The sequence below is a fragment of the Massilia aurea genome (assembly GCF_040790145.1).
GTDB classification, from domain to species: domain Bacteria; phylum Pseudomonadota; class Gammaproteobacteria; order Burkholderiales; family Burkholderiaceae_D; genus Telluria; species Telluria aurea_C.
On record NZ_JBFMMP010000001.1, the window covers coordinates 145,251 to 170,040 of the forward strand.

Below are 24,790 nucleotides of genomic sequence, written 5' to 3' on the forward strand. Positions count from 1 at the left end.
GTCTTGGCATGATCTTGGCATGTACACGGCGAGTATATCTGCATTTGTAATCAGGAAAGACAATCACAAGTTGCTGAAATGAGAATATATCCTGCTGGCAACATTTAAGCGAGCGGTGATTTCAGATTGTCCATTTCTGCCGCTTGGATGGCCTGTTAAAATGCCATTCCGATCAAACCGCACACACACTCTCCCATGTCCGGCAATACATTTGGCAAGCTGTTCTCCGTCACCACCTTCGGCGAGTCGCACGGTCCCGCGATCGGTTGCGTCATCGATGGCTGCCCGCCCGGTATGCTGCTCGGCGAGGCCGATATCCAGATCGAGCTCGACCGGCGCAAGCCCGGCACCTCGCGCCATGTCACCCAGCGCCAGGAACCCGACCGGGTCGAGATCCTGTCCGGTGTCTACCAGGGCGTTACCACCGGCACCCCGATTGCGCTCCTGATTCGCAACGAAGACCAGCGCAGCAAGGATTACGGCAATATTGCCGAGAGCTTCCGCCCCGGCCACGCCGACTATACCTACTGGCACAAGTACGGCGTGCGCGATCCGCGCGGAGGCGGGCGCTCGTCGGCCCGGCTGACCGCGCCGGTGGTCGGCGCCGGCGCCGTCGCCAAGAAGTGGCTGCGTGAAAAATACGGTACCGAGTTCATGGGCTGCATGCGCGCGCTGGGCGACATTGATGTGCCATTCGAAGGCTGGGAACACGTGCATGCCAATCCGTTCTTCGCCGCCACGGGCGACGCCGCGCTGCTGCAGCGGATGGAAGACGCGATGGACCAGTTGCGCCGCGACGGCGATTCGATCGGCGCGCGCATCGACGTCACCGCGCGTGGCGTGCCGGTCGGCTGGGGCCAGCCGATCTACGACAAGCTGGATGCCGACATCGCCTACGCGATGATGGGCATCAATGCGGTCAAGGGCGTGGAAATCGGCGCCGGGTTCGCGTCGGTAGCCCAGCGCGGCTCCGAGCATGGCGACGAATTGACGCAAGAAGGTTTCATCGGCAACCATGCCGGCGGGGTGCTGGGCGGTATTTCGACGGGGCAGGACATCACGGTGTCCCTGGCGATCAAGCCGACGTCATCGATCCGCGTGCCGCGCCGCTCGATCGACAAGGAAGGCATGCCGGCGCTGGTGGAAACCTTTGGCCGCCACGATCCGTGCGTGGGCATTCGCGCCACGCCGATCGCCGAGGCGATGCTGGCGCTGGTGCTGATCGATCATGCGCTGATGCAGCGCGCGCAATGCGGCGATGTGCAGGTCGCCACGCCCAAGCTGAAATAATTGCGGGTTTGACGTCGCGCTGCGGCGTGCGTTGTGTAGATCAGCGACGTGAAAACGTCGTTCCAGCGAAGGCTGGAACCCAAGTCCCTGGCGCAGCCGACAACGCACACCTTTGTGGCTGCGCTGACAAACTTGGGTTCCCGCCTGCGCGCACTGCTGTCCGGGATAATTCTGAGTGCTTGAATGAGGCCGCCTCATAGGGAGAACCACGTCGTTCCCGCCCTCGCCGGGCGCCTTGGCGGGAACCTAAGTGTCGCCGGCTAGCGGCCTAAAAATCGCCCTTCGATGAACGTTCTGGCCACGCAAGAGAATGAGCATTCTGTAACTGCACTTGGATTCCCGCCAAGGTGGCCGACGAGGCCGGGAATGACGTGCATACTTTTGCGTATGAATATTCCGGACAGCAGTGCGCCTGCGCGGGAACGACGTAGGTTAGCCAACGCTGCCTTAGGGCGTCGCGCCATGGGCCCACTCACACCCGCGTGACGATCGCTTCCATCTGATGCCGCCGCTCGACCGTGCGCACGACCAGTGCGCGCAGGTCGTTCAGCAGTGAAAACTCGGTCTGGCTCAGGATCACTTGCGGGTAGGTGTCGTCCCAGTCGCCATAGATGAAGCCGGCCGGCTGGCCGTGCGCGCACAGCGGAATCACGATGAAGCAGCGCGCCTCCGACAGCGTGCCTTTCCACCAGCCCGGCAATTTGGCGGCGAACTTGGCGTCGTGCGCATTCTCGATGAAGATCACCCGGTCGCTGCCCAGCGCCGCGTGGAACACGTTGGCCTCGTAGGTATCGTCGAAGGTCAGGTTCGGCTGCAGGGTCTTGGCGTTTTCGCCCAGCGCCAGGCGCGCCGAGTAGCGGCCTTCGCGCCGGTTGCGCAAGAAGGCAAACGAGCGCGCGAACGACAAGCCATTGTGCATGGTCTCGAGCGCCAGCGACATCATCTGGCCGGCGGTGGCGTTCACGCCCGCGTCGCGCATGTCGGCCACGCCGGCCATCAAGATCTTGTTGCCGGCGATGCGGTTGCGCGTCGCGGCGGCCAGGCGCGCCCGTTTCTCGGCTGGTTTGGACAACGGCGCGATGGACAGATCGGCCGCCGCCTCGACCTTGGCCTTGTCGATCGACGCCAGGATGCCGGCCGGCGAGATGCCCAGCATCGGCGCGAACTGCTCGGCCAGCACGGCCACTTTCTCGGCGCCGGCGGCGTCGTCGGCCCACAGCGCATCGGCGGCGCGGGTGGACATCGTGCCCAGCGCCGCCAGCCAGTCGTCGTGCTCGAAGGCTTCGCCCGGTTCGCCCGGTTCCACGCGGCGCATCCCGGCCACCAGATTGCCGGGCAGGCCCCAGTGGGCGGCGGTGGCGCGACCCAGTTCTTCGAGGCTCAGCCCGAGCACGTCGTGGGCGGCAGCCGTGTCGTCGCCGCCGGCCGTTGCTTCCTGGATCAGGGTCCAGCGCTCGGGCATGTAGAAAGTGATCATCATCCGGCCCAGCGAGTGCAGGATCGAGCAGACAACGGCCTCTTCGGGATTGCGCCAGTGCGCCCCCTGGGCCAGTTGCTGCGCCACCATCCCGGCCAGCACGGCTTTTTCCATTTCGATGTGGGCGATCTCGGTGTCCGGCGTGCTGCGCCCGAGCTCTTCGATGAGTTTCAGGCCCAGCGCCAGGTGACCGATGCTCTCGGTACCAAGCACCAGCACCGCCTTGGAAATCGTGTTGACGTGCCGACCGAACGCCGCATACATGCTGCTGTTGGCCAGACGCAAGACCTTCTGGGTGAGCACGGGGTCGGACAGCACGGTCTGCGTCATCGAGAAATCGCGCTCGTCCTCGCCGCGCATCGACGCCAGGATGGCATTGATCGCCTTGGTAAAGCCCGGCATATCGCCCTGGCGGCGGATGCGTTCCCACAGCAGGGCGAGGGTGGCTTGCGCTTGCGCCGGGCGCGCGCTGTTCAGTGGTATGGTCATGATTTCCCGGTCCGGGTGTCGGCCGGCAGTAGCGCGGTGTAGAGGTTTTCCTTGAGGGCCGTGACGGCGACATTGGCCGGCATCGGCTTGCCGGTGAGGTAGCCCTGGACATAATGGCAGCCCTGTTCGTCCATCCAGGTCAGCTGCTCTTCGGTTTCGACGCCTTCGGCCACCACCGACAGGCTCAGGTGCCGGGCCAGGTCGAGCACGACCTTGCAGATCGCGGCGTCCTTTTGCGATGCAGGCAGGTCCTTCACGAAGGCGCGGTCGATCTTGAGCACCGAGATCGGGAAGCGTTTCAGGTACGCCAGCGACGAGTAGCCGGTGCCGAAATCGTCGATTGCAATGCGCACATTGCGCTCGACCATTTTTGCCATGATCGTCTCGGCATGGGTCGGGTCGACCATCAGCGTGCCTTCGGTGATTTCCAGCACCAGCTGGTGGCCCTGGGCGCCGGACAGCGCCAGCGCGTCGTCGAGCACCGACAGGAAGCGGTCGCTGCGGAACTGGCGCGGGCTGATGTTGACCGAAATGTACAGCTCGCGGCCGGCCACTTCCTGGAACTGGCGGATCTGCATGCAAGCGGCTTTCAGCGCCCAGGCGCCCAGCAGGTTGATCAGGCCATTGCTTTCGGCGATCGGGATGAAGCGCACCGGCGGCACCATGCCGAGCGTCGGGTGCTTCCAGCGCATCAAGGTTTCAAAACCTTCGATCGTGCGGGTGCGGGCGTCGACGATCGGCTGGTAATACAGCAAAAATTCGCCTTCGCGCACGGCCTTGAACATGGCCGCTTCGAGCGAGATGTCGTGCTCGGGTGGGCCCTGGTCGCCCGGCCTGTAGAGCACCGTGCGGCCCTTGCCGGTTTCTTTCGCGCGCGAAAGCGCGGCGTCGGCCAGCGTCACCAGGCGTACTTCGTCTTCGGCGTGGTCCGGATACACCGTCACGCCGATCGAGGCGCCCAGATAGATCGTGTGGCCGCCCGTCTCGAAAGGCGATTGCAGCGTGGCCATCAAGCGCCCGGTGACGAGTTTGATCTGGGCCTCGCTGAAGGTGCCGGGCAGCACAGCGACGAACTCGTCGCCGCCGACCCGCGCCAGCGTGTCGCTGTCACGCAAGATCCGGCGCATGCGCGCGGCGGCCATCTGCAGTACCGCGTCTCCGAGTGGATGGCCCAGGCCGTCATTGACCTTCTTGAACCCGTCCAGGCCGATCGCGACCACCGAAAAACCCTGGCCGGAGCGGCGCGCATTGGCGATCACCATGCGGATGCGGTCGGCCAGCAGCAGGCGGTTCGGCAATTCGGTCAGTGCATCGTGGGTTGCCATATGGCGCAGCCGCTCTTCGGTAGCATGCTGCGACGACATGTCGCGCCCGATCACGAGAATTTGCGCATCGTCACCGGTCGTGAGCTGCGCAATGCGCAGTTCGAACCAGATGTCGCGCTCACCGATGCGAAAACGCGCCTCGACCAGCGCCGCTTCGAGCGCCGTGCCGGCGCCGTCGAGCGCGTGGCGCAGCGCGCCCTGGTCGACATCGTGCACGAGCGAGACCAGCGAGCAGCCCGGCGCATACCCGTACAGGCGCTGGGCCCGGGTGCCCGCCGCGCGGATCGCCCCGCAAGATGACACCCGGAACACGGCGTCGCCTGCGCTTTCCAGCAGACCGTCGAGCAGCGGCGCCTGCAGCATTGGCGCTGCAGGCGCATGTGACGCGGCGGTGGGAGGGATGTGCATGGTCGGTCAGGGCTCTCGTTTCGCGGCATGCCGAAGTCATGCCGATGTCATCTTGTAATCCGTGCCGGGCGAACAAACCACGGACGACTGTATCACTGAAAAATTCCGCACGGCATCAGAATGCACAACTTACGGCAGGGTTGCATCCATTCTTGAGTCTGCGCACATCATTGTCTTGACAGCAGACGCGTCATGGACGCCGACCCATGTGCCGAGCACCACCGTATTGTCGCTGATTATTGCTGGGTAGAAAATGTCCAACACACAATTTGGTGCCTTAATGCAACGATTTGTGTGTCGCCGCGTCACATTTGCGTGCTGAACGGAGGGATGAGCAGGCGCCGAAATGCGATGAGGGTAAAAAAGGCGGTGTGCCGGCCGCAGGCAGCGTGCGCCGTGTCGCGCGCACTGGTGTCATATTTGCACAATTATTTCGCGCCAGGCCGGGACAAACCACCTTGTGGCTGTGATAATGCTGGCTTACAAGTTTCATCGAATGAATCCGAGCCCCGCCATGAACCAAGATCCGCGCTTCCCGAACCTTTTCATCCTGAACCACCCGCTGATCCTGCACAAGCTGTCGCATATGCGCGAGCACGACACGTCGACGCGCACGTTTCGCGAGCTGCTGCGCGAGATCACGCTCTTGATGGGTTACGAGATCACGCGCGACCTGCCTTTGACCACGCGCCAGATCCGCACGCCGCTGGTGACGATCGATGCGCCGGTGATCGCCGGCAAGAAGCTGGCGGTGGTGCCGATCCTGCGTGCCGGCATCGGCATGAGCGATGGCCTGCTCGAGCTGGTGCCGTCGGCGCGCGTCGGCCACATCGGCGTGTTCCGCGATCCCGAAACGCACGAGCCGGTCGAGTACATGGTTCGGTTGCCGGACACCACCGATCGCACCTTCATCCTGTGCGACCCGATGGTTGCCACCGGTAATTCGGCGGTGCACGCGATCGACGTGCTCAAGAAGCGCGGCGTGCCGGACGAGCAGATCCTGTTCCTGGCGCTGGTCGCCGCGCCCGAAGGCGTGCAGGTGGTGCAGGATGCGCATCCGAACGTCAAGGTGTTCGTCGCCTCGCTCGACTCGCACCTGGACGAACACGCTTACATCATTCCCGGCCTGGGCGATGCGGGCGACCGTATCTTCGGCACCAAATAGCGCCGGCATGACCATGACGCAGCCTGCCGACCAGCAGTTCTTTGCCCGCCTGGCCGAGCTGAACGACAAGTTCGCGGCGCGCCTGCCGTCCACGTTCGAGCGCCTGGCCCAGTTGTCGAGCGACCTGGCCCCGGCCGGCGCGCCCGGGTTCGACCCGGCCCCGCCGGCCGGGGAGTTGCAGGCGATGCTGCACACGCTGGCCGGCTCGGCCGCCACGTTCGGCTTTCGCGGCCTGGGCCACCACGCACGCCTGCTAGAGCAGCGCTTGCGCGTACTGCGCGCGTTCGAGACCGTCGCCGCCAGCGAGTGGTCAGCCTGGCGCGCGGAGCTCGACGAATACATCGCCGTCGCGCTGCGCGACCCCAAGGCACTGACCTGAAAAGCCCGTCGCGCAAGGGCCACGCGCAATTGTCGAGCAGAGCGTAATTTGATTCAACGCAAACAAATCAATGGTCCTTGCGCCTATTCTTTGCTTCATACCGAGTTAAAAAATCGCGCTGTCGTATTTATTGACACTGGGAATCGTTGAGCTACTTACGTATTTTTATTTCACGAATAGGGCATGCGCGAGAAATATTCGGTATAATGCGGGATCGTTGGGTTCGAGGTAGTAGTGCAGTCTGTCTGTCATTTCTTTCTTGCTTCTTCAAACGATCTAAAACGGGCGTAAGCCCAACTTAACCGAAATAGGAAATTGTAATGGCAACTGGCATCGTTAAATGGTTCAATGACTCGAAGGGCTTCGGCTTCATCACCCCTGATGAAGGCGGCGAAGATCTGTTCGCGCACTTCTCGGCTATCCAGAGCAACGGCTTCAAGTCGCTGCAGGAAAACCAGCGCGTTTCGTTCGACGTGACCACCGGCCCTAAGGGCAAGCAAGCCTCGAACATCCAGCCTCTGTAATCGCCTAGCAGGCATTGCGAGACCAAAATCCCCGGAACTGCCGGGGATTTTTTTCGCCTGTAGCTTTGGTGCGCCGCCTTGGCGCACCGCCTTGGCGCACCACCGTAGCACGTCAGGATCAGCGCTGGCGCCAGTAGTCGGGCGCCGCATAGCTGCGGCGCAAGAAGTCGACAAAGGCGCGGATTCGCAGCGGCAGGTGACGGCGCTGGGCAAACACGGCGTGGATGTCGTTGCCCGGCGCGGCGAAGTCGTCCAGCACCGTGCACAGTTCGCCACTGGCGATCTGGTCGCCCACTTCCCACATCGAGCGCCACGCCAGGCCCTTGCCGGCCAGCGCCCAGGCATGCAGCACGGCGCCATCGTTGCACACCATATTGCCGCTCACTTTCAGCGTAACCGGCTTGCCATTGTCGAGAAATGTCCAGCCGCGCTGGCTGCCTTCGCTGCTGATCGCCAGGCAATTGTGGCGCGCCAGGTCGGCCGGCACGCGCGGCGTGCCATGGCGTTTCAGGTAGGCGGGCGCGGCCACCAGCACGCGCCCGTTGTCGGCCAGCTTCACACCGACCAGGTTCGAGTCGCCCAGGCTGGCGATGCGGATCGCCACGTCGACGCCATCGCCGACGAGGTCGATGACGCGGTCGTTCAGGTTCAGGTTGACCGTCACGTCGCGGTGCTCGGCCAGGAACGAGGGGAGCAGCGGCGCCACGTGCTGGCGCCCGAAACCGGCCGGCGCCGACACCGTCAGGTGCCCCGAGGCGCGCGCACTGCGCTCCGAGATTGCCGATTCGGCCTCGTTCACTTCGGCCAGGATGCGTTGGCAATCCTCGAGAAACGCCACGCCTTCGTCGGTCAGCACGAGCTTGCGCGTGGTCCTTTGTAGCAGCTTGACGCCGAGCCGTGACTCCAGCGCATCGAGGCGGCGGCCGATCATGGCCGGCGCGATGCCTTCGGCGCGCGCCGCCCCCGACAGGCTGCCGCGCGCCACGACCTCGACAAATGTTGCCATCTGGGTAAAGGTGCCCATCCGTCCATCCTGTTCCATGCGTTGATCTGATACAAAAACGCACAGATGAAGTGCGTAATTGTCTCGTTTAGCGTTACGCAGGTGAATATACTGGATGCCAACATGAACGCCAAGCGCGGTGGGTCCCGTCGCGGCGTTGCACGCGATCTTCACTCATTGTCAGGAGTTACTATGTCCCTCAGCATCCCCCAAGGTATGGAAATCACCGGCGCCTTCAAGCCGGCCTACGAGCAGATCCTGACGCCAGACGCGCTGGCGCTGGTAGCCACGCTCACGCGCGCGTTCGAGCCGCGCCGGCAACAGCTGCTCGCCGCGCGCGCCGAACGCGCCGCGCGCCTGGATGCCGGCGAGCGGCCCGACTTCTTGGCCGAGACGGCCCATATTCGAGACGGCGACTGGCGCATCGCGCCGATCCCCGCCGCGCTGCATTGCCGCCGCGTCGAGATCACGGGGCCGGTCGAGCGCAAGATGGTCATCAACGCGCTCAATTCGGGCGCCGACAGCTATATGACCGACTTCGAGGATTCGAACACGCCCAACTGGGCCAACCAGATCGAAGGCCAGATCAACCTGTCCGACGCGATCCGCAAGACCATCTCGCTCGAGCAGAACGGCAAATCGTATCGCCTGGGCGACAGGGTCGCCACGCTGCTGGTGCGCCCGCGCGGCTGGCATCTCGATGAAAAGCACGTGCTGGTCGACGGCAAGCGCGTCTCGGGCGGCATCTTTGATTTCGCGCTGTTCATGGTCCATAACGCGAAAGAATTGCTGGCACGCGGCGCCGGGCCGTATTTCTACCTGCCGAAACTCGAGTCGCACCTGGAAGCGCGCCTGTGGAACGACATCTTCGTGATGACGCAAGACCTGCTGGGCATCCCGCAGGGCACGATCAAGGCCACGGTACTGATTGAAACGATCCTGGCCGCGTTCGAGATGGACGAGATCCTGTACGAGCTGCGCGAGCACAGCGCCGGCCTGAACGCCGGTCGCTGGGATTACATTTTCTCGTGCATCAAGAAGTTCAAGCTCGACACCGATTTTTGCCTGGCCGACCGCGCCAAGGTGACGATGACGGCGCCGTTCATGCGTGCCTACGCGCTGTTGCTGCTCAAGACCTGTCATGCACGCGGCGCGCCGGCCATCGGCGGCATGGCCGCGCTCATTCCGATCAAGAACGATCCCGAGAAAAACGAGATCGCCATGGGCGGCGTGCGCACTGACAAAGCGCGCGATGCCACCGATGGCTACGACGGCGGCTGGGTCGCGCACCCGGGGCTGGTGGGCCTGGCGATGGAAGAGTTCACCAAAGTGCTCGGTGACCGGCCGAACCAGTTCGACAAGCAGCGTCCTGACGTGAACGTCACGGCGGCGCAGCTGCTCGACTTCAAGCCGGAGGCGCCGATCACCGAGGCGGGCCTGCGCTACAACATCAACGTGGGCATCCATTACCTGGGCGCCTGGCTGGCCGGCAACGGCTGCGTGCCGATCCACAATCTGATGGAAGATGCGGCGACGGCCGAGATCAGCCGTTCGCAGGTGTGGCAGTGGATCCGGTCATCGAAAGGCGTGCTGGAAGACGGTCGCAAGGTGACGGCCGACATGGTGCGCGCGATGATTCCGCAAGAGCTGGAGAAGGTGAAGCTGGTGGCGGCCGATGGCACGCATGCGAGCTACGAACGCGCCGCCACCATCTTCGAAGACATGTCGACGGCCGACGCGTTCGCGGAATTTCTGACCCTGCCGCTGTACGAAGAAATCTGAGGTTGGCTAGTAGGTATTCTTCCACTCCCGCAGCGCCGCGAACGCCTCCACCGGCGCTGCACCTTCGGTCAGTCGACCAGCGGCCACCAGGCTGCGCACGATCGCCGGCGTCGTCTCGCGCAAGAACGGGTTGGTCGCTTTTTCCAGCGCGATCGTCGATGGAATGGTCGGCTGACCGTCGGCGCGCTTCGCGCCATCGGCCAGCACGCGCGCGTTCAGGGCCGTATTGTCCCCATCGACCGCCTGCGCGAATGCGAGGTTCGACAGCGTGTACTCGTGCGCGCAATACACCAGCGTGTCGTCGGGCAGTTGCGCGAGTTGCGCGAGCGAGGCAGCCATCTGCGCCGGCGTGCCTTCGAACAATCGCCCGCAACCGGCGCCGAACAGGGTGTCGCCGCAGAACAGCCAATTCGCGCTGTCATCCTGCCGCACATAGGCGATGTGCCCCAGCGTATGGCCCGGCACGTCGAGCACGTCCAGCGTCAAGCCGATGCCTGGAACCTCGATGGACTCGCCCTGCACCAGCGGATGTGTCACGAGGGCGATGCCATCGTTCTTCGGCCCGAACACGGGCACGGCCCACTCGGTCAGCAAGGCCGGAACGCCGCCAATATGGTCAGCATGATGATGGGTGAGTAGAATGGCAGTCAGGCGCAGGTCGTGCGCGGCCAGCGCCGCGTGGATCGGCGCTGCGTCGCCCGGGTCGACGACGGCCGCATGCGTGCCGTCGTGAATCAGCCAGAGGTAATTGTCTTTGAAGGCCGGCACTGTCAGTACCGACAGGGCCGGCTGCCGTGGAGGTGTCATGGTCATGTGGTTGGTCAAGAGGTGGCATGGATAGCGCTGCCGAGAAATCCATTATAGCGCTCGACAACTGGCTCCAATCGCCGGCCGGCGTTTACGTGCGCGCGTTCGAGCAAGCCTGCCTCGGTGAATTGACGGCCGATATTTTCGGCTACAACGCGCTGCAGATCGGCGTGCCGCAGCTCGACGCGCTGGCTGCCAGCCGCATGCCCAACAGGTGGCAGGTCGCCACGCGCACCTCGAATGCCGACGAGCTTGCATTTGCCTCGAGCGGGCGCCAGATCGCCGCGGCGGTCGACTTCGCCGAGCTGCCGTTTGCGTCGAACAGCATCGACCTGGTGGTGCTGCCGCACGTGCTCGAGTTCGCCGCGGAGCCGCACCAGGTCTTGCGCGAAGTCGAGCGCGTATTGATTCCAGAAGGGCAGGTGATCATCTGCGGCTTCAATCCGGCCAGTCTGTGGGGCATGCGCCAGGGGCTTGGACGGGTCACGCGCAGCGGCTACTTGCCTGACACCGGCGAATTCATTTCTATGCCGCGCCTGAAAGACTGGCTAAAATTGCTTAACCTGAGCGCCACGCGCAGCCACTTCGGCTGCTACGCGCCGCCATGCCGCACTGCCCAATGGCTCAGCCGCTTCGCGATGATGGAGTCGGCGGGCGGGCGCTGGTGGCCCTATCTGGGCGCCGTCTACGTGGTGCACGCGATCAAGCGGGTCAAGGGCATGCACCTCATCGGTCCCGCATGGAACAAGAAAACGAGCAAGCGGCCGGCGGCAGTGCCGGCTGCCAATCGGATTGAACGAATAGAAAGTGATTAAGCAGGGCATGAGCGAACAGACGAACGAAGCTGCAAACCAAGCAACCTCGACCCAGGTCGAAATTTTTACCGACGGCGCTTGCAAGGGCAATCCCGGTACCGGCGGTTGGGGCGCGCTGCTGGTGGCGAACGGCCACGAAAAAGAAATCTTCGGCGGCGAGCCGAACACCACCAACAACCGCATGGAATTGCGCGCCGTGATCGAGGCGCTGGGCGTGCTGAACCGCCCGTGCCAGGTGGTGCTGCACACCGACAGCCAATACGTGCAAAAAGGAATCTCCGAATGGATCCATGGCTGGAAGGCGCGCGGCTGGAAAACCGCGGCAAAAGAGCCCGTGAAAAACGAAGACCTGTGGAAGGCGCTCGACCTGGCCCAGCAGCAGCACGCCGTTGAATGGCGCTGGGTGCGCGGCCACAACGGCCACCCGGGCAATGAGCGGGCCGACGTATTGGCCAATCGCGGGGCAGCATCGGCCCGGCGTTGAACGCCACTGCGCCACCCTTGGTATACTGCACTGGCTATACCGCACCCACTTTTTAGAATTGCACCATGCGTCAGATCGTTCTCGATACCGAAACCACAGGCCTCAATCCGCGCACCGGCGACCGCGTCATCGAAGTCGGCTGCGTTGAAATTTTCAATCGCAAGCTGACCGGCAATAACTACCACGTCTACATCAACCCCGAACGCGATTCGGACGAGGGCGCGCTGGCAGTGCACGGCTTGACCACCGAGTTCCTGAGCGACAAGCCGAAGTTCCACGAGATCGCCCATCAGCTGCGCGACTTCATCGAAGGCGCGCAAGTGATCATCCACAACGCGCCATTCGACCTGGGATTTCTGAATGCCGAGTTCACACGCATGGGCCTGCCGCCATTCGTCCAGTATTGCGACGGCGTGATCGACACGCTGGTGCAGGCGAAGGAACTGCATCCCGGCAAGCGCAACTCGCTCGATGCGCTGTGCGACCGCTACGACATCTCGAACGCGCACCGCAAGCTGCACGGCGCGCTGCTTGACTCGGAGTTGCTGGCCGATGTGTATCTGGCGATGACGCGCGGTCAGAATTCGCTGACCATGGATGTGGAAGAAGAATCGACGCATGATGGCGAGAAGCTCGAGATCGTGCCGCTCGGCGAGATCATCGTGGTGACGGCCAGCGCCGACGAACTGGCCGAGCACGATGGCGTGCTGGCTGGCCTCGACAAGAGCGTGAAGGGCAGCTGCGTGTGGCGCAATTATGCGGCGCAGGGGTGACGCCGAAATAATTCTATGCCATAATATGCCTCGCTTCGGGAGGTTAGCTCAGGGGTAGAGCACTGCATTCACACTGCAGGGGTCGCAAGTTCGAAACTTGCACTTCCCACCAAGAATATGCAAGGCCAGCAGAGATGCTGGCCTTGTTCGTTTCTGCGCCGCTTTTTGCGCCGGCGTGGGCGGACAATCCGCGGATTGCCATTTGGCATAATGTTTCGGCTGTGGCATAATACGGCCTCGCTGGGAGGTTAGCTCAGGGGTAGAGCACTGCATTCACACTGCAGGGGTCGGCAGTTCGAAACTGCCACTTCCCACCAACGAATATGTTTCACCAAAAAGGCCTGCACAGTAATGTGCAGGCCTTTTTTGCTTCATGGTCGTCAGCACGGCCGGACGAGGGCGCTCACTGGCAATACCTGCCCGTTGACACACCTCGGTAATAATTGCCTTGTAGAATTATTTTCTCCACAGGCCCCAGGTTACCGATGCTCGCCGATCCACCACACGCCCATGCCGCGCCGGCCGATGTCGCCTATACCAAGACGGTGAAAGGTCGGGACGAAGTCGCGCAGCGGCGCGGCGGCTTGACCAGCCGGCAGCGCAGCATCCTGATCATGCTCGATGGCCAGAAAGGCGTCGGCGCCCTCGGTGGACTGATGCCGGCGGATCAGGTGCGCACCATTCTTGGCGAACTCTCTGCCCTGGGCCTGATTGCACCCGCCAGCGAGAAGCCGGCACCGACACCGGCACCGGCTGCGGACGATGCGCGGCTCGCACCCGTCAAGGAGATGATGCGCCGCACCGCGACGACCTGCCTTGGTCCGATGGCCGCCGAACTGGTGCGCCAGATCGATGCTGCCAACGACGAGGTTGCATTGCAGCGCGCGCTGGCCCACTGGCATATGGCGATGCAGGCGTCAAAATACGGGAAAGACGTGGCCGAGCAACATCTGGCGCTGATCCGGGCCAGTGTGCGTGAGGCGTTTGCTGCGCACTAACCTGCAGCGCTGCGCCTTCAGCAGTAAAGCCCGGGCGCCCGGCGCGTTTCTGACATGCCCAATTGTCCATCAAGGAAGGTGAAATGGGTGGTCCGACAACCGGAATTCACCCGTGCCCATCGGTTCGCCCTGTACACTTGCCGCATACAAAGTACGGCGTGGGCTCTGCCCAAGGTAACGGCCGGTATCCAACACACTCAACCGGCGAACCCTGTATGGTAGATGGCCATTATCAACCCTGGCTGGTCGTTATCTCGATCATGGTCGGCATCCTTGCCTCTTACACGGCGCTGAGCCTGGCTATCCGCGTCAAGCAGGCGCGCGGGCGTGCACGCTATCTGTGGGTTGCCGGCGGCGCCCTGACCATGGGCAGCGGCATCTGGGCGATGCACTTCATCGGCATGCTGGCGTTCCGCCTGCCATTGCCGATGGGCTACGATCCACTGACGAGTCTGGTTTCGTGGGTGTTGCCGGTCGTGTCTTCCGGTCTGGCCCTGTGGCATTTTCGGCACCGCACACCACGACCGCGCCAGCTGGCAATCAGCGCGCTGCTGATGGGGTTGGGCATCATTGCCATGCACTACACCGGCATGGCCAGCATGCAAATGCACCCGGCCATCACCTATTCACCGTGGCTGTTTGCGCTGTCGATCGCCATCGCGATCGGCGCGTCGGCGCTGGCGCTGCAGATCGGCGCCCGCATGCATGAAGAAGGGCGCTCGCGCCGCACGTTGCAACTGGCTGCCAGTGTGGTCATGGGCGGGGCGATCGCCGGCATGCACTACACCGGCATGGCCGCCGCGCACTTTGCGCCCGGCAGCGTGTGTGGCGCCGCGCTGGTCGGCGTCGATCAGGATCACCTGGCGGCGCTGGTGACGATTGCCACGGTGTCGCTGCTGAGCATCACGTTGCTGGCCACGATTTTCGATGCGCGTCTTGAAGCGCGCAACCGCATTATCGCCGCCTCGCTGGTGGCCGCCGCCGAGCGCCAGAAGCTGTTCCTGATCGAGCAGCAGGCGCGGCTCGACGCCGAAAACGTCAGCCAGATGAAGGATGAATTCCTGGCCACGCTGTCGCACGAATTGCGCACGCCGCTCAACGCCATGCTTGGCTGGTCGCAATTGCTGCTGCAGGGCGGGCGCGACGATGCTTCGCTGAAGCGCGGCCTGTGCACGATCGAGCGCAATGCGCGTGCGCAGTCCGAACTGATCGAAGACATGCTCGACATGAGCCGGCTACTGGCCGGCAAGGTGCGGATCGACCTCGCGCCATTGTGGCCCCGGGATTTCATCAACGCAGCGCTCGACACGACGCGCCCAGCGGCGCTGGCGCGCCAGGTCGCGCTGGTGGCGCAGCTCGATGCTGACGCCGGCCGCATCGATGGCGACAGTGGCCGCCTGCAGCAGGTGATGGTGAACCTGCTGTCGAATGCCATCAAGTTCAGCGAGCCGGGTGGGGTCGTGACGGTGTCGCTGCGCAGCGCCGGCGGCGCGTGCGAGATCGCCGTGCAGGATACCGGCGCCGGCATACCGGCGGCTTTTCTGCCGTTCGTGTTTGACCGCTTCCGCCAGGCCGATGCCTCATCGACGCGGCGCCACGGGGGGCTGGGCCTGGGGCTGGCGATTGCGCGCCAGCTCATCGATCTTCAGGGCGGCGTGCTGAGCGTGGCCAGCGACGGCGAAGGGCAGGGCGCCACGTTTTTGCTGCGCATGCCTTTGTCGGACGCCTGCACCGCGCTGCCCGCCGCAGCGGCGCACGTGCCAGGCCAGCCTCTGGCAGCGCTCGTGCTGCAAGGGTTGACGGTGCTGGTGATCGACGATGCGCTCGATTCGCTCGAGCTGGTGCAGGAAGTGCTGGCGCTCAGCCAGGCCACGATCCTGACCGCCAGCAGCGCCCAGGAAGCCCTGCGCCTGATCGCGCTGCACTCGCCCGACCTGATCATCAGCGACATCGGCATGCCGGTGGTCGATGGTTTCGAGTTCATTCGCCGGCTGCGCGCCTTGCCGGATAGGGTGATCGCCAGCGTGCCGGTGATTGCCCTGACAGCATTTGCGCGCCAGGAAGACGAGCAGCAGGCGCTGGCGGCGGGGTTCGATGACTTTCTCGCCAAGCCGCTGGTGCCGGCGGCGCTGCTGCAGACCGTGGCGGCAGTCAGTGCGCGCCGCAGCCCGGTTTCTACGGTGTAGCGCTCAAGCCGGGACGCCCGGCAACACCAGGTCGAGCCGCAGAGCACCTTCGGGGCGCTGCAGGCCCGCCACGATATAGGCGCGGTTGCGGCCTGCTTCCTTGCCCTTGTACATGGCGCGGTCGGCCAGGGCGATGGCTTGCTGCCAATCCATCGGCATCGCGGGCGCATCGTCCTGATCGACTGCGAACGGCAGCGAGACGGCGCCGGCTGTCGCGCTGACGGCCAGCTGGGTACCGTCGGCCAGCAACACCGGCGCACTGGCCAGTGCGTCGAGGATGCGGCGTACGAGCAGTGGCCGCTGCGCCGGCGTGACGCCCTGCGAATACACGAGGAATTCTTCGCCGCCCCAGCGCAGCACCATGTCCGACTCGCGCAGCGTTGCGCGCAGGCGCTTGCCCACTTCGATCAGCACGGCGTCGCCGGCGGCGTGCCCGTACTCGTCGTTGATGCGCTTGAAATGGTCGATGTCCAGCAGCGTGAAGCAGTCCGCCGCATCGGGCTGCGGCGCCGCCTCGCCGGTGCGGCTGCGCATGCGGTCCTGGAACGAGCGCCGGTTGTGCAGGCCCGTGAGCGGATCGTGCGCCGAATGATGCGCCAGCTCGGCGTTCAGCTCCGACAGGCGCTGGCCGGTACGTTCCGATTTGCGGTACAGCCACAGCACGCCAGCGCACAGCAGCAGCGCCAGCGCCGCGCCCAGCGAAGCGGCAGTCTGGATCAGTGTGCGATGGCGCAGTTCGGCGTCCTTGGCGGCATTTTCCAGGCGCAGGCTGTCGATCTGGGCCGCACGCTCGCGCGACTTGAACTGTTCTTGCAGCGCCGAAATTGCCTTGTTGCGGTCGTTCAGCGCCAGTTGCTGCATCACGGTGTCCCGTTCGCGCAGCGTGGCCAGCGCTTCCTTGAAACGGCCGGCCTGTTCCAATGCCTGGCTCTTCTCGGCCAGAATGCGCGCGAGCGTGGACATGGCGCCCGCTTGGCGCATGTCCACGCACACTTCATCGACCAAGCGCATGCCCTCTTGAAAACGGCGCTGGCCGAACAGCGCAAAGCCCAGATTCGCCTTCGCCATCTGCAGGCTGATCTTGTCTTCGCTTTTTTGCGCCGGCATCAGGGCAGCGCGCGCCGCCGCTTCGGCGTCGACATAATTGCCCATCTTGAGGTAGGCATTCGCGATATTGCCCAGCACATTGGCCTGAACCGAAATCAACTGGTGCGTCCGGGCCAGCGCCAGCGCCCGTTCAAAGGCCAGCAGGCCGGCTTGGGGCTGCTCCTGCGCGACCAGGGCGCGGCCCTCGAAGAACGACGCCGCAGCGTCGAGACGCGGCGGCAGGCGCTTTTCGCCGGTGCGCACTTCGCGCAGCGTCTCGAGTGCGCGTGCCGGATCGCGTGAATTGACGTACATGCGCGCCATGGCCAGCAGGATGTCGGCTTCGCGCGGGCTCCACAGGTCCGGGTAATTGTGGACCAGCTCGAGAGAACGCAGGAAATGCTGCAGGGCGCGGTCGTACTGGCCCACGGCGCTGTAGGCGCCACCCTTGAGCGCGTCGAAGCCGGCCTTGAATTCCATGCTGTCGAGATCGCGGTAGCGGGCGCCGAGCGTTTCCAGCAGGCCGAGTGCGCCGGCCGGATCGTTATTGTCGATCAGGCGATACACGCGACCCAGGCTGGCCACCGCCAGGTTGCGCGGATCGCTTGCCGCCGTGGCCAGGGTGATGATCTGCTCGTTCGTCTCATACGCATCGCGCAGATTGCCGCCATCGGCTTGCACCCGGCGCAGCAGGAACAGATAGCGTATCCGTACGTCGTACGGGGCGCCAGCGATGAGCGTCGGACCATCTCGCACCAATGTGGTGCGCGCCAGCGCATTATTTTGCTCGGCCATGGTCGCGATGTCAGCCAGACGGGCTTCCGGACTGGGGGCCGCCAGCGCGCTGCCGAGTGTCAACGCCAGGATGCCGGCCGCCAGCGCGCGTTGCCAGCCGTACCGGCCTGGTGAGGGCGGCGCCACCGCAGTCGGCAGATGTCCGGGAGAGATAATCATGGTGGCGGGAACGGCGGTGTCCGGGAAGCGGGAGGCGGCCCATGTGGGATGGGTGAAATGCTTCCTGTCATTATCGAATGTTGACTATGGGAAATCAAGCGCCGTGACGCCAGGCGCGCGGTTTACGCAACGCTTGTCAAATTTGCCTGCGGGCACGTAAATTGCAGCTGTTTCACTAGATTGCTTTGATTCGAGACAACATTCTGGTTATATTGGCACACCTGTAAAAAGCTGGACGGTTACAGGCGCAGCAACGGCGGTTTCCAGGTCAGGCAAGCCGGCCCACCAGGCAGGATCTCGAGAGCGCTCGCCCAACCGGCAGGCGCGGTAATGACAAGACGCGGGACCACACCATTATTTGATTGGAGAACACGTAGTGAGTATTTTTAGAACCAAGAATCTGGACGCCATGATCGCCGCAAGCGCCAAGCCGGGCGGCCTTAAAAAGGTGCTCGGCCCAACCGACCTGATCCTGCTGGGCATCGGCGCCATCGTCGGCACCGGTATCTTCGTGCTGACCGGCACCGGCGCCGTCACGGCCGGCCCAGGCCTGTCGCTGTCGTTCGTCATCGCGGCGATGGCCTGCTGCTTCGCGGCCCTGTGCTACGCCGAGTTCGCCTCGACCGTCCCGGTCGCCGGTTCCATCTATACCTACAGCTACGCCACGTTGGGCGAATTTGTCGCCTGGATGATCGGCTGGGACTTGTTGCTCGAGTACGGCTTGGCAACCTCGACCGTTGCCGTCGGCTGGTCGGGCTATTTCCAGTCGCTGCTGTCGGGCTTCGGCGTCGTGCTGCCGGACGCGCTGACCGCCGCCCCGGGCGCCCGTCCCGGCGTCGAGACCTTGTTCAACCTGCCGGCCTTTTTGATCATGATGGCCATCACGTTCCTGCTGTCGCTGGGCATGCGTGAATCGGCGCGTCTGAACAACATCATGGTGATCATCAAGATCGGCGTCGTGCTGCTGTTCATCGCCGTCGGCGTCGGCCACGTCAAGCCGGAGAACTGGCAGCCGTACATGCCTTATGGCATGACCGGCGTGATGAGCGCCGCGGCACTGGTGTTCTTCGCCTTTATCGGCTTCGACGCCGTGACCTCGGCCGCAGAGGAAGTCAAGAACCCGGCGCGCGACCTGCCGATCGGCATCATCGGTTCGCTGATCATCTGCACCATCCTGTACGTGGTGGTGGCTGCGATCATGACGGGCATCGTGCCGCACATGGATTTCAAGGGCGTCGACCACCCGGTGTCGCTGGCGCTGCAGGTCGCTGGCGAAGACTGGGTCGCCGGCTTCGTCGACCTGGCTGCAATTCTGGGCATGAGCACCGTGATGCTGGTGATGGCGTATGGCCAGACCCGCATCCTGTTCGCGATGTCGCGCGACGGCCTGATGCCGGCGCGCCTGTCGAAGGTGCACCCGAAATACGGTACGCCATTCTTCGCCACCTGGCTGGTAGGCATCATCTTCGGCTTGATCGCCGCCGTGGTGCCGCTGACGGTGCTGGCCGAACTGGTCAATATCGGCACGCTGGCTGCCTTCACGCTGGTCTCGGTCGCCGTCATCGTGCTGCGCAAGAAGCGTCCTGATCTGCCACGCGCGTTCCGCTGCCCGGCCGTGCCTTTGATCCCGATCCTGGCGATCATCTTCTGCCTGGTGCTGATGTCGTTCCTGAGCTGGCATACCTGGGTTGCGTTCGCGATCTGGCTGTCGATCGGCGCGGTCGTGTACTTCGGTTATGCGCAGAAGCGCTCGCTGCTGAACACGCCGCAGTAACGTCGTTCTCGACGCCCCTGCCGGCACGGGGGCTTCATGGTAGGCTCTCATCTTCGGCGCGATCACCGCGTTGCGTGAATGAAGATGCAAGGAGAAACCATGAGTGCCATCGTGCTGGGCGGGGGCGACGCCCTCCTGATCGTCGACCCGCAGGTCGACTTCCTTCCCGGCGGCAGCCTGGGCGTCCCGCAGGGCGACGCCGTGCTGGCCCCGATCAATCGCCTGATCGACCTGTACCGTGCGCAAGCGCTGCCCGTGTACGTGTCGCGCGACTGGCATCCTGCGCTGCACTGCTCGTTTGCCGCCCAGGGCGGGCCGTGGCCGGTGCACTGCGTGGCCGGCAGCGATGGCGCCCGCTTTGCTGCGGCGCTGCAGCTTGACGCCGCCGTCGTCGTCTCCAAGGCAACCACGATCGAACTCGACGCCTATTCGGCCTTCAACGGCACCGGCCTGGCCGACGCTCTGCGCGCGCGCGGCATCCGGCGGCTTGCCGTGTGTGGACTGGCAACGGACTATTGCGTGCTCAATACCGTCGTCGACGGGCTGGCGGCCGGCTTCGAGGTCTTGCTCGTGACCGAGGCGATCCGCGCCGTGGATGTCACTGCCGGCGATGGCGATCGCGCGCTGGGGCGCATGCTCGATAGCGGGGCAGTGCCGGTTCAGCTGTCGGGCGCCGGTCTGGTGGCCAACCTGGCCATTGGTGCGGCGGCATGAAAATATTGCATCGCACGATAATATTTTTGTAATCCCTATCTTACAGCCATACAGCGCGCCTACCGATTCACCCGACATGGTTCAGCACGGATAATGCCTCACCGTCCTTAGAACGCATTTCAAGAATCGAGACATGAGCCCAATGTTGTTAGCCGACGCGCCAGGCGTCCAGAACGCGCCGCTGCCTACCGAGCAGGGGCAGCGCGCGAGGAATCTGTACTTTTCGCTGTACGCCGATCCGGCCGCGCAGCCTGAACTCGCCAAGTCATTCGTCGACGACCATATCGCGCTCGCGCGCGACTTGCCCGTCGACCTGCCATCGAACATCAATGACCTGCAAGCGTGGATCGAGGAGCGTACCGAGATCGTCGGCCAGGAATATCGTGAATACCTGGCTGCGCGCAAGAACGGCGCGCCGCGCCGCTATTTCAGTTGCCGCGCCCATGCGCTGTATTTCATCAAGGGCGTGGCCCCGACCAAGCTGGTCGATGGCGCCTGGCTGTATGGCCTGGTGCGCCAGTGGGACGACGTCGCGTTTCATCCGCTGATCAAGACCTATCTCGAAGAGCTGGGCGATGGCTTGCCCGACAAGAACCACGTCACGCTGTACCGCAAGCTGCTGGCCACGCACGGCTGCGACAGCTGGCAAGGGTTGAACGATGACCATTTCCTGCAAGGTGCGCTGCAACTGGCGCTGGGCCATCATGCCGAACACTACCTGCCCGAGATCATCGGCTACAACCTCGGCTACGAACAATTGCCGCTGCACCTCTTGATCACATCCTACGAGCTCAATGAACTGGGCATCGACCCGTATTACTTCACATTGCACGTGACGGTCGACAATGCCACCAGCGGCCATGCCCGCAAAGCGGTGCAGTCGGTGCATGACCTGATGCCGCGCGTGGGTGACCGCGACGTGTTCTGGCAGCGCGTCGTCAACGGCTATCGCCTCAATGAACTGGGCGCCAGCACGACGTCGGTCATCGGCGAATTCGACCTGCAGGACGAGCTGGTCGACATCCTGGCGGCCAAAAGCGTCGTCGGCAAGAACATGCATTCCGATTACTGCCGCGTGGCGGGGCGCTCGGTCAATGACTGGCTGACCGAGCCGTCGCAGATCCCGGCGTTCCTCGCGGCGCTGGAAGGCGCCGGCTGGATCAAGCGCGGCGAAGAGGTGGAACACAGCCGGTTCTGGCGCCTGGTCGAAGGCGAGCGCGCCGAAATGTTCGGCGTGTTCAACGCCTACGAGTTGCAGGTGCTGCGCGACTGGATCACCAGCAGCCCGGACGGCCGCCAAGCGGCCGGGCCGCGCGTGCTGACCGCGCGCGCGCGCCAGCGCACGCTCGACCAGCATGGCCTGGGCACCGAACGCGGCACGGCGTTCCCGGTGCGCGGCCTGATCCGCCGGCATCCGGGCGCGGTCGAGCAAGACGCCGGCAACGAGCTGCGCGTGCTCGAGCAGCAGGTGGCGGCCAGCAGCGGCAAACAAGAAGCCATGGCGCTGCTGGGGCGTCTGCTGTCGCCCGAAGTGCACCACACCACGGTGGGCCTGATGGCCACCCGGATGTACACGCAACTGTTCGACGCCTGAGGCGTACGGGCAGTGCAAACAAGCGGCCGGTGCGCGTAGAGAGCGTGTACCGGCCGCCGCTTCATCAACACCATAACAAGGGAACACCAACGTGCAAATCCTGGAACAACGCTTCCTGCGCGGACCGAACGTCCACGCCGATTCCCCATGCCTGCTGTCCGTGATCGATCTGGAAGAACAGTACGGCCGCTCTACCAAGGACATCCCCGGCTTCAACCAGGCCTTGCTCGAGATGCTGCCCCTGCTGGGCGGCGCGCGCCTGTCCGATGGCGCACTGGGCGGTTTCGCGCAGCGCCTGGCCGCCGGAACCTACCTGGGTCGCGTGATCGAGACGGTCGCTCTCGAACTGCAATCGCTGGCTGGCGCACCGGCCAACTTTGGCCGTACCCGCCCGGTGAACGGGCATCCGGGCCAGTTCCGCGTCGTCGTTGCGTACACTTGCGAGAAGCTGGCCGAGCCGGCGTTCGATCTCGCCGTCGATCTGGTCACGGCGCTGGCGCGCGGCGAAGCCTTTGCGCTCGAACCACGACTGGAAGAATTACGCGACATGGCCGGGCGCTATGCAATTGGCACCAGCACCGCAGCCGTGCTGGCGGCGGCGCACGAGCGGGGCATCCCGACCCAGCGCATCACCGAAGAAGCGAACCTGTTCCTGCTCGGTTGGGGTGTCAAGCAAAAACGCCTGCAAGCGACAACCACCGGAGAGACCAGCTTCATCGCCGTGAAGATCGCCAGCGACAAGCAACTGACCAAGGCGTTGCTGAAGGAAGCCGGCGTGCCGGTGCCCGAGGGCGACGTGGTTACCACCGTGGAGGCGGCGCAGCGCGTAGCGCGCCGGCTGGCGGTGCCGGTGACGCTCAAACCGCTCGACGGCAACCAGGGCAAGGGCGTCACGGTGGCATGCGCAACGCCGGACGATGTGGCGCTGGCGTTCGAGTTCGCGCGCGGCTTCGGCCGGCGCGTGATCGTCGAGCGCCACGTCGAAGGACGCGATTACCGCGTGCTGGTGGCCTGCGGGCGCGTGGCAGCCGCCTCGTGTCGCCGTCCGGCGCATGTCGTCGGCGACGGCAACCGCACGGTGCGCGAACTGGTCGAGATCGAAAACGCGAACCCGGCGCGCGGCGCCGGCCATGCGACCATCCTCACCCGCATCACGCTCGACGAGCACGCGAGCGACATGCTGGCGCGCCAGGGCTTTGCACTGGACAGCGTGCTGCCGGTGGGCGTGACGGCCGAACTGCGCGGCAACGCGAACCTGTCGACCGGCGGCACCGCCGAAGACGTGACCGACCTGCTGCCCGAATCGACGCGCCTGCTGTGCGTGCGCGCCGCCGCCAAGATCGGCCTGGACGTGGCCGGCATCGACATCGTGTGCCAGGATATCTCGCAGCCGCTCGCGGTGCAGCGGGGCGCGGTCATCGAAGTCAATGCTGCGCCGGGCATTCGCATGCACCAGTACCCGAGCGCGGGCGAGCCGCGCGATGCCGGCGACGCCATCGTCGAGGGCTTGATGGGCGACACCGACGGACGTATCCCGGTGATCGCGCTGACCGGTACCAACGGCAAGACCACGACCACCTTGCTGGTCGCGCACGCGGCGCGCATGGCGGGCAAGGTGACAGGCGTGACGACCACCGAAGGCGTGTTCATCGACGGCAAGCAGGTCGTCAAGGGCGACTGCACCGGCTACTGGTCGGCGCGGACCGTGCTGGGCGCACCGGAAGTCGAGGTCGCAGTGCTGGAAACGGCGCGCGGCGGCATCCTGAAACGCGGCCTGGCGTTTGATCGCTGCGACGTTGCGATCGTGCTCAACATCGCGGCAGATCACCTGGGCCTGGACGGCGTCGACACGATCGAAGACCTGGCGCAGGTGAAAGCCGTGGTGGCGCAGTCGGCGTCGAAGGCGGTGGTGCTCAATGCCGAAGATGCGCTGTGCGTGCAGATGGCGCGCCGCGTCAAGCCGGGCGCAGAAGTACTGTTCTTCTCGATGGACGCCGAAAGCCCGGTGATGCTCAAGCACCTGGAAGACGGCGGGCGCGGCGCCTACCTGCAGGACGGCGCGGTGGTGCTGGCCGATGGCCACAGCCAGCAAGCGGTGCTGCGTGTAGAGAGCATGCCGGTGGCGTTCGGCGGCCTGGCGCGCTTCAACATTGCCAACGCACTGGCGGCGGCGGCGGGCCTGATGGCAGCCAATTTTAACCACCTGCAGATCGCCGCCGGCCTGTCGACGTTCGTCTCCAACGGCCGCACCAACCCGCTGCGCACGAATATGTTCGAGGTGCGCGGTGTGACGGTGATCGTCGACTACGCCCACAACCCGGCCGCCTACGCCGCCATGGCCGACATGGCGCGCGGCATGCTGCCGGGCCAACTGATCGGCATCGTGACAGCGCCCGGCGACCGCCGCGACACCGACCTGGAGCAGATCGGCCGCGTGTGCGGCGAGCGCTTCGACGAGCTGGTGGTGTACGAGTCGCAAAGCCGCGGCCGCGAACCGGGCGAAGCGGTCGACCTGATCCTCGCCGGCGCCGAAGAGGTAGTCGGCATCAGCGACACGCTGCACCGCGAGCTCGAAGTGGGCAACGCGATCCGCCTTGGCTTGAGCCTGTGCGAGCCGGGCGACGTGCTGGTCTTCGCCTGCGGCTCGTCGCTGCAAGTCTTCGTCGACGCCATCCGCGCCACCGACCCCGAAAGCGCCGCCCTGATCGCCGCCCAGACCGCCTGATTCAATCTACGGCTTGATTACGCATCAATTAGGGTCAG

The 24,790-nt window shown here is 64.5% G+C and carries 19 protein-coding genes and 2 tRNA genes; 16 read left to right on the plus strand and 5 right to left on the minus strand.

What is annotated here, in order from left to right; genetic code table 11:
• Window positions 1-195: 195 nt before the first annotated feature.
• Window positions 196-1,290: a chorismate synthase gene (gene aroC, locus AB2N08_RS00620; protein WP_367608694.1), complete on the plus strand. Its 1,095-nt coding sequence runs from the start codon at window positions 196-198 to the stop codon at window positions 1,288-1,290.
• A 472-nt stretch (window positions 1,291-1,762) separates the two neighbouring features.
• Here aroC and AB2N08_RS00625 read toward each other — a convergent pair whose 3' ends face one another.
• Together AB2N08_RS00625 and AB2N08_RS00630 are read right to left on the minus strand one after the other, a co-directional pair.
• Complete coding sequence (locus AB2N08_RS00625; protein WP_367608695.1) at window positions 1,763-3,256, minus strand: HDOD domain-containing protein; 1,494 nt, start codon at window positions 3,254-3,256, stop codon at window positions 1,763-1,765.
• Window positions 3,253-4,944 (minus strand): putative bifunctional diguanylate cyclase/phosphodiesterase, encoded by a 1,692-nt coding sequence (locus tag AB2N08_RS00630; RefSeq protein ID WP_367609427.1) that lies wholly within the window; start codon window positions 4,942-4,944, stop codon window positions 3,253-3,255. The genes AB2N08_RS00625 and AB2N08_RS00630 overlap by 4 nt, the downstream gene beginning before the upstream one ends.
• Window positions 4,945-5,503: 559 nt before the next feature.
• Between AB2N08_RS00630 and upp the strand changes: the two genes are divergently transcribed.
• From upp to AB2N08_RS00645, 3 genes are all read left to right on the plus strand, one after another.
• Window positions 5,504-6,154, plus strand: coding sequence for a uracil phosphoribosyltransferase (upp, locus tag AB2N08_RS00635; protein WP_367608696.1), 651 nt, complete (start codon window positions 5,504-5,506; stop codon window positions 6,152-6,154).
• Window positions 6,155-6,167: 13 nt separating this feature from the next.
• Window positions 6,168-6,533 (plus strand): Hpt domain-containing protein, encoded by a 366-nt coding sequence (locus AB2N08_RS00640; protein ID WP_367608697.1) that lies wholly within the window; start codon window positions 6,168-6,170, stop codon window positions 6,531-6,533.
• A 320-nt stretch (window positions 6,534-6,853) separates the two neighbouring features.
• A complete protein-coding gene (locus tag AB2N08_RS00645; RefSeq protein WP_137176112.1) occupies window positions 6,854-7,057 on the plus strand; it encodes a cold-shock protein in 204 nt (67 codons plus the stop codon).
• 118 nt (window positions 7,058-7,175) lie between these two features.
• On the opposite strand, the gene AB2N08_RS00650 is transcribed toward AB2N08_RS00645, so the two are convergent.
• The gene (locus AB2N08_RS00650) at window positions 7,176-8,081 is read right to left on the minus strand and encodes a LysR family transcriptional regulator (RefSeq protein WP_367608698.1); all 906 of its coding nucleotides are present in this window, start codon (window positions 8,079-8,081) and stop codon (window positions 7,176-7,178) included.
• Window positions 8,082-8,252: 171 nt separating this feature from the next.
• Here AB2N08_RS00650 and aceB point away from each other — a divergent pair, with 171 nt between their 5' ends.
• Window positions 8,253-9,842: a malate synthase A gene (gene aceB / locus AB2N08_RS00655; RefSeq protein WP_367608699.1), complete on the plus strand. Its 1,590-nt coding sequence runs from the start codon at window positions 8,253-8,255 to the stop codon at window positions 9,840-9,842.
• Window positions 9,843-9,848: 6 nt separating this feature from the next.
• Here the strand turns inward: aceB and gloB are convergent, their stop codons facing one another.
• Window positions 9,849-10,649, minus strand: a complete 801-nt coding sequence (gene gloB, locus AB2N08_RS00660; RefSeq protein WP_370662391.1) for a hydroxyacylglutathione hydrolase — start codon at window positions 10,647-10,649, stop codon at window positions 9,849-9,851.
• A gap of 26 nt (window positions 10,650-10,675) precedes the next feature.
• Between gloB and AB2N08_RS00665 the strand changes: the two genes are divergently transcribed.
• From AB2N08_RS00665 to AB2N08_RS00695, 7 genes are all read left to right on the plus strand, one after another.
• Window positions 10,676-11,464 carry a class I SAM-dependent methyltransferase gene (locus tag AB2N08_RS00665; protein ID WP_367608701.1) on the plus strand — a complete coding sequence of 263 codons (789 nt, stop codon included), beginning with the start codon at window positions 10,676-10,678 and terminating at the stop codon, window positions 11,462-11,464.
• Window positions 11,465-11,471: 7 nt separating this feature from the next.
• Window positions 11,472-11,948 (plus strand): ribonuclease HI, encoded by a 477-nt coding sequence (gene rnhA, locus AB2N08_RS00670; protein ID WP_367608702.1) that lies wholly within the window; start codon window positions 11,472-11,474, stop codon window positions 11,946-11,948.
• Between the two features lie 65 nt (window positions 11,949-12,013).
• Window positions 12,014-12,721 carry a DNA polymerase III subunit epsilon gene (gene dnaQ / locus AB2N08_RS00675; RefSeq protein ID WP_367608703.1) on the plus strand — a complete coding sequence of 236 codons (708 nt, stop codon included), beginning with the start codon at window positions 12,014-12,016 and terminating at the stop codon, window positions 12,719-12,721.
• A 37-nt stretch (window positions 12,722-12,758) separates the two neighbouring features.
• Window positions 12,759-12,833, plus strand: a tRNA-Val gene (locus AB2N08_RS00680).
• Between the two features lie 130 nt (window positions 12,834-12,963).
• Window positions 12,964-13,038 (plus strand) — tRNA-Val (locus AB2N08_RS00685).
• 168 nt (window positions 13,039-13,206) lie between these two features.
• Window positions 13,207-13,719 (plus strand): hypothetical protein, encoded by a 513-nt coding sequence (locus AB2N08_RS00690; protein WP_367608704.1) that lies wholly within the window; start codon window positions 13,207-13,209, stop codon window positions 13,717-13,719.
• 215 nt (window positions 13,720-13,934) lie between these two features.
• Complete coding sequence (locus AB2N08_RS00695) at window positions 13,935-15,905, plus strand: MHYT domain-containing protein (protein ID WP_367608705.1); 1,971 nt, start codon at window positions 13,935-13,937, stop codon at window positions 15,903-15,905.
• A gap of 3 nt (window positions 15,906-15,908) precedes the next feature.
• Here the strand turns inward: AB2N08_RS00695 and AB2N08_RS00700 are convergent, their stop codons facing one another.
• Window positions 15,909-17,945, minus strand: coding sequence for a diguanylate cyclase (locus AB2N08_RS00700; RefSeq protein WP_367608706.1), 2,037 nt, complete (start codon window positions 17,943-17,945; stop codon window positions 15,909-15,911).
• A gap of 376 nt (window positions 17,946-18,321) precedes the next feature.
• Between AB2N08_RS00700 and AB2N08_RS00705 the strand changes: the two genes are divergently transcribed.
• The 4 genes from AB2N08_RS00705 to cphA all read left to right on the plus strand — a co-directional run bounded on the left by AB2N08_RS00705 (window position 18,322) and on the right by cphA (window position 24,752).
• A complete protein-coding gene (locus AB2N08_RS00705; RefSeq protein ID WP_367608707.1) occupies window positions 18,322-19,719 on the plus strand; it encodes an amino acid permease in 1,398 nt (465 codons plus the stop codon).
• Between the two features lie 99 nt (window positions 19,720-19,818).
• The gene (locus AB2N08_RS00710; RefSeq protein WP_367608708.1) at window positions 19,819-20,433 is read left to right on the plus strand and encodes an isochorismatase family protein; all 615 of its coding nucleotides are present in this window, start codon (window positions 19,819-19,821) and stop codon (window positions 20,431-20,433) included.
• A 133-nt stretch (window positions 20,434-20,566) separates the two neighbouring features.
• Window positions 20,567-22,027 carry an iron-containing redox enzyme family protein gene (locus AB2N08_RS00715; protein WP_367608709.1) on the plus strand — a complete coding sequence of 487 codons (1,461 nt, stop codon included), beginning with the start codon at window positions 20,567-20,569 and terminating at the stop codon, window positions 22,025-22,027.
• 91 nt (window positions 22,028-22,118) lie between these two features.
• Window positions 22,119-24,752, plus strand: coding sequence for a cyanophycin synthetase (cphA, locus tag AB2N08_RS00720; RefSeq protein ID WP_367608710.1), 2,634 nt, complete (start codon window positions 22,119-22,121; stop codon window positions 24,750-24,752).
• Window positions 24,753-24,790 lie beyond the last annotated feature (38 nt).

What these genes read in the sequence shown, in the direction of transcription:
- AB2N08_RS00665 (WP_367608701.1), top strand. Translation starts at nt 10,676, where the DNA reads ATGGATAGCGCTGCCGAGAAATCCATTATAGCGCTCGACAACTGGCTC.
- AB2N08_RS00700 (WP_367608706.1), bottom strand. Translation starts at nt 17,945, where the DNA reads ATGATTATCTCTCCCGGACATCTGCCGACTGCGGTGGCGCCGCCCTCA.
- AB2N08_RS00645 (WP_137176112.1), top strand. Translation starts at nt 6,854, where the DNA reads ATGGCAACTGGCATCGTTAAATGGTTCAATGACTCGAAGGGCTTCGGC.
- dnaQ (WP_367608703.1), top strand. Translation starts at nt 12,014, where the DNA reads ATGCGTCAGATCGTTCTCGATACCGAAACCACAGGCCTCAATCCGCGC.
- AB2N08_RS00650 (WP_367608698.1), bottom strand. Translation starts at nt 8,081, where the DNA reads ATGGGCACCTTTACCCAGATGGCAACATTTGTCGAGGTCGTGGCGCGC.
- AB2N08_RS00690 (WP_367608704.1), top strand. Translation starts at nt 13,207, where the DNA reads ATGCTCGCCGATCCACCACACGCCCATGCCGCGCCGGCCGATGTCGCC.
- aceB (WP_367608699.1), top strand. Translation starts at nt 8,253, where the DNA reads ATGTCCCTCAGCATCCCCCAAGGTATGGAAATCACCGGCGCCTTCAAG.
- AB2N08_RS00710 (WP_367608708.1), top strand. Translation starts at nt 19,819, where the DNA reads ATGAGTGCCATCGTGCTGGGCGGGGGCGACGCCCTCCTGATCGTCGAC.
- AB2N08_RS00715 (WP_367608709.1), top strand. Translation starts at nt 20,567, where the DNA reads ATGAGCCCAATGTTGTTAGCCGACGCGCCAGGCGTCCAGAACGCGCCG.
- rnhA (WP_367608702.1), top strand. Translation starts at nt 11,472, where the DNA reads ATGAGCGAACAGACGAACGAAGCTGCAAACCAAGCAACCTCGACCCAG.
- gloB (WP_370662391.1), bottom strand. Translation starts at nt 10,649, where the DNA reads ATGACACCTCCACGGCAGCCGGCCCTGTCGGTACTGACAGTGCCGGCC.
- aroC (WP_367608694.1), top strand. Translation starts at nt 196, where the DNA reads ATGTCCGGCAATACATTTGGCAAGCTGTTCTCCGTCACCACCTTCGGC.
- AB2N08_RS00695 (WP_367608705.1), top strand. Translation starts at nt 13,935, where the DNA reads ATGGTAGATGGCCATTATCAACCCTGGCTGGTCGTTATCTCGATCATG.
- AB2N08_RS00630 (WP_367609427.1), bottom strand. Translation starts at nt 4,944, where the DNA reads ATGCTGCAGGCGCCGCTGCTCGACGGTCTGCTGGAAAGCGCAGGCGAC.
- upp (WP_367608696.1), top strand. Translation starts at nt 5,504, where the DNA reads ATGAACCAAGATCCGCGCTTCCCGAACCTTTTCATCCTGAACCACCCG.
- AB2N08_RS00625 (WP_367608695.1), bottom strand. Translation starts at nt 3,256, where the DNA reads ATGACCATACCACTGAACAGCGCGCGCCCGGCGCAAGCGCAAGCCACC.
- AB2N08_RS00640 (WP_367608697.1), top strand. Translation starts at nt 6,168, where the DNA reads ATGACGCAGCCTGCCGACCAGCAGTTCTTTGCCCGCCTGGCCGAGCTG.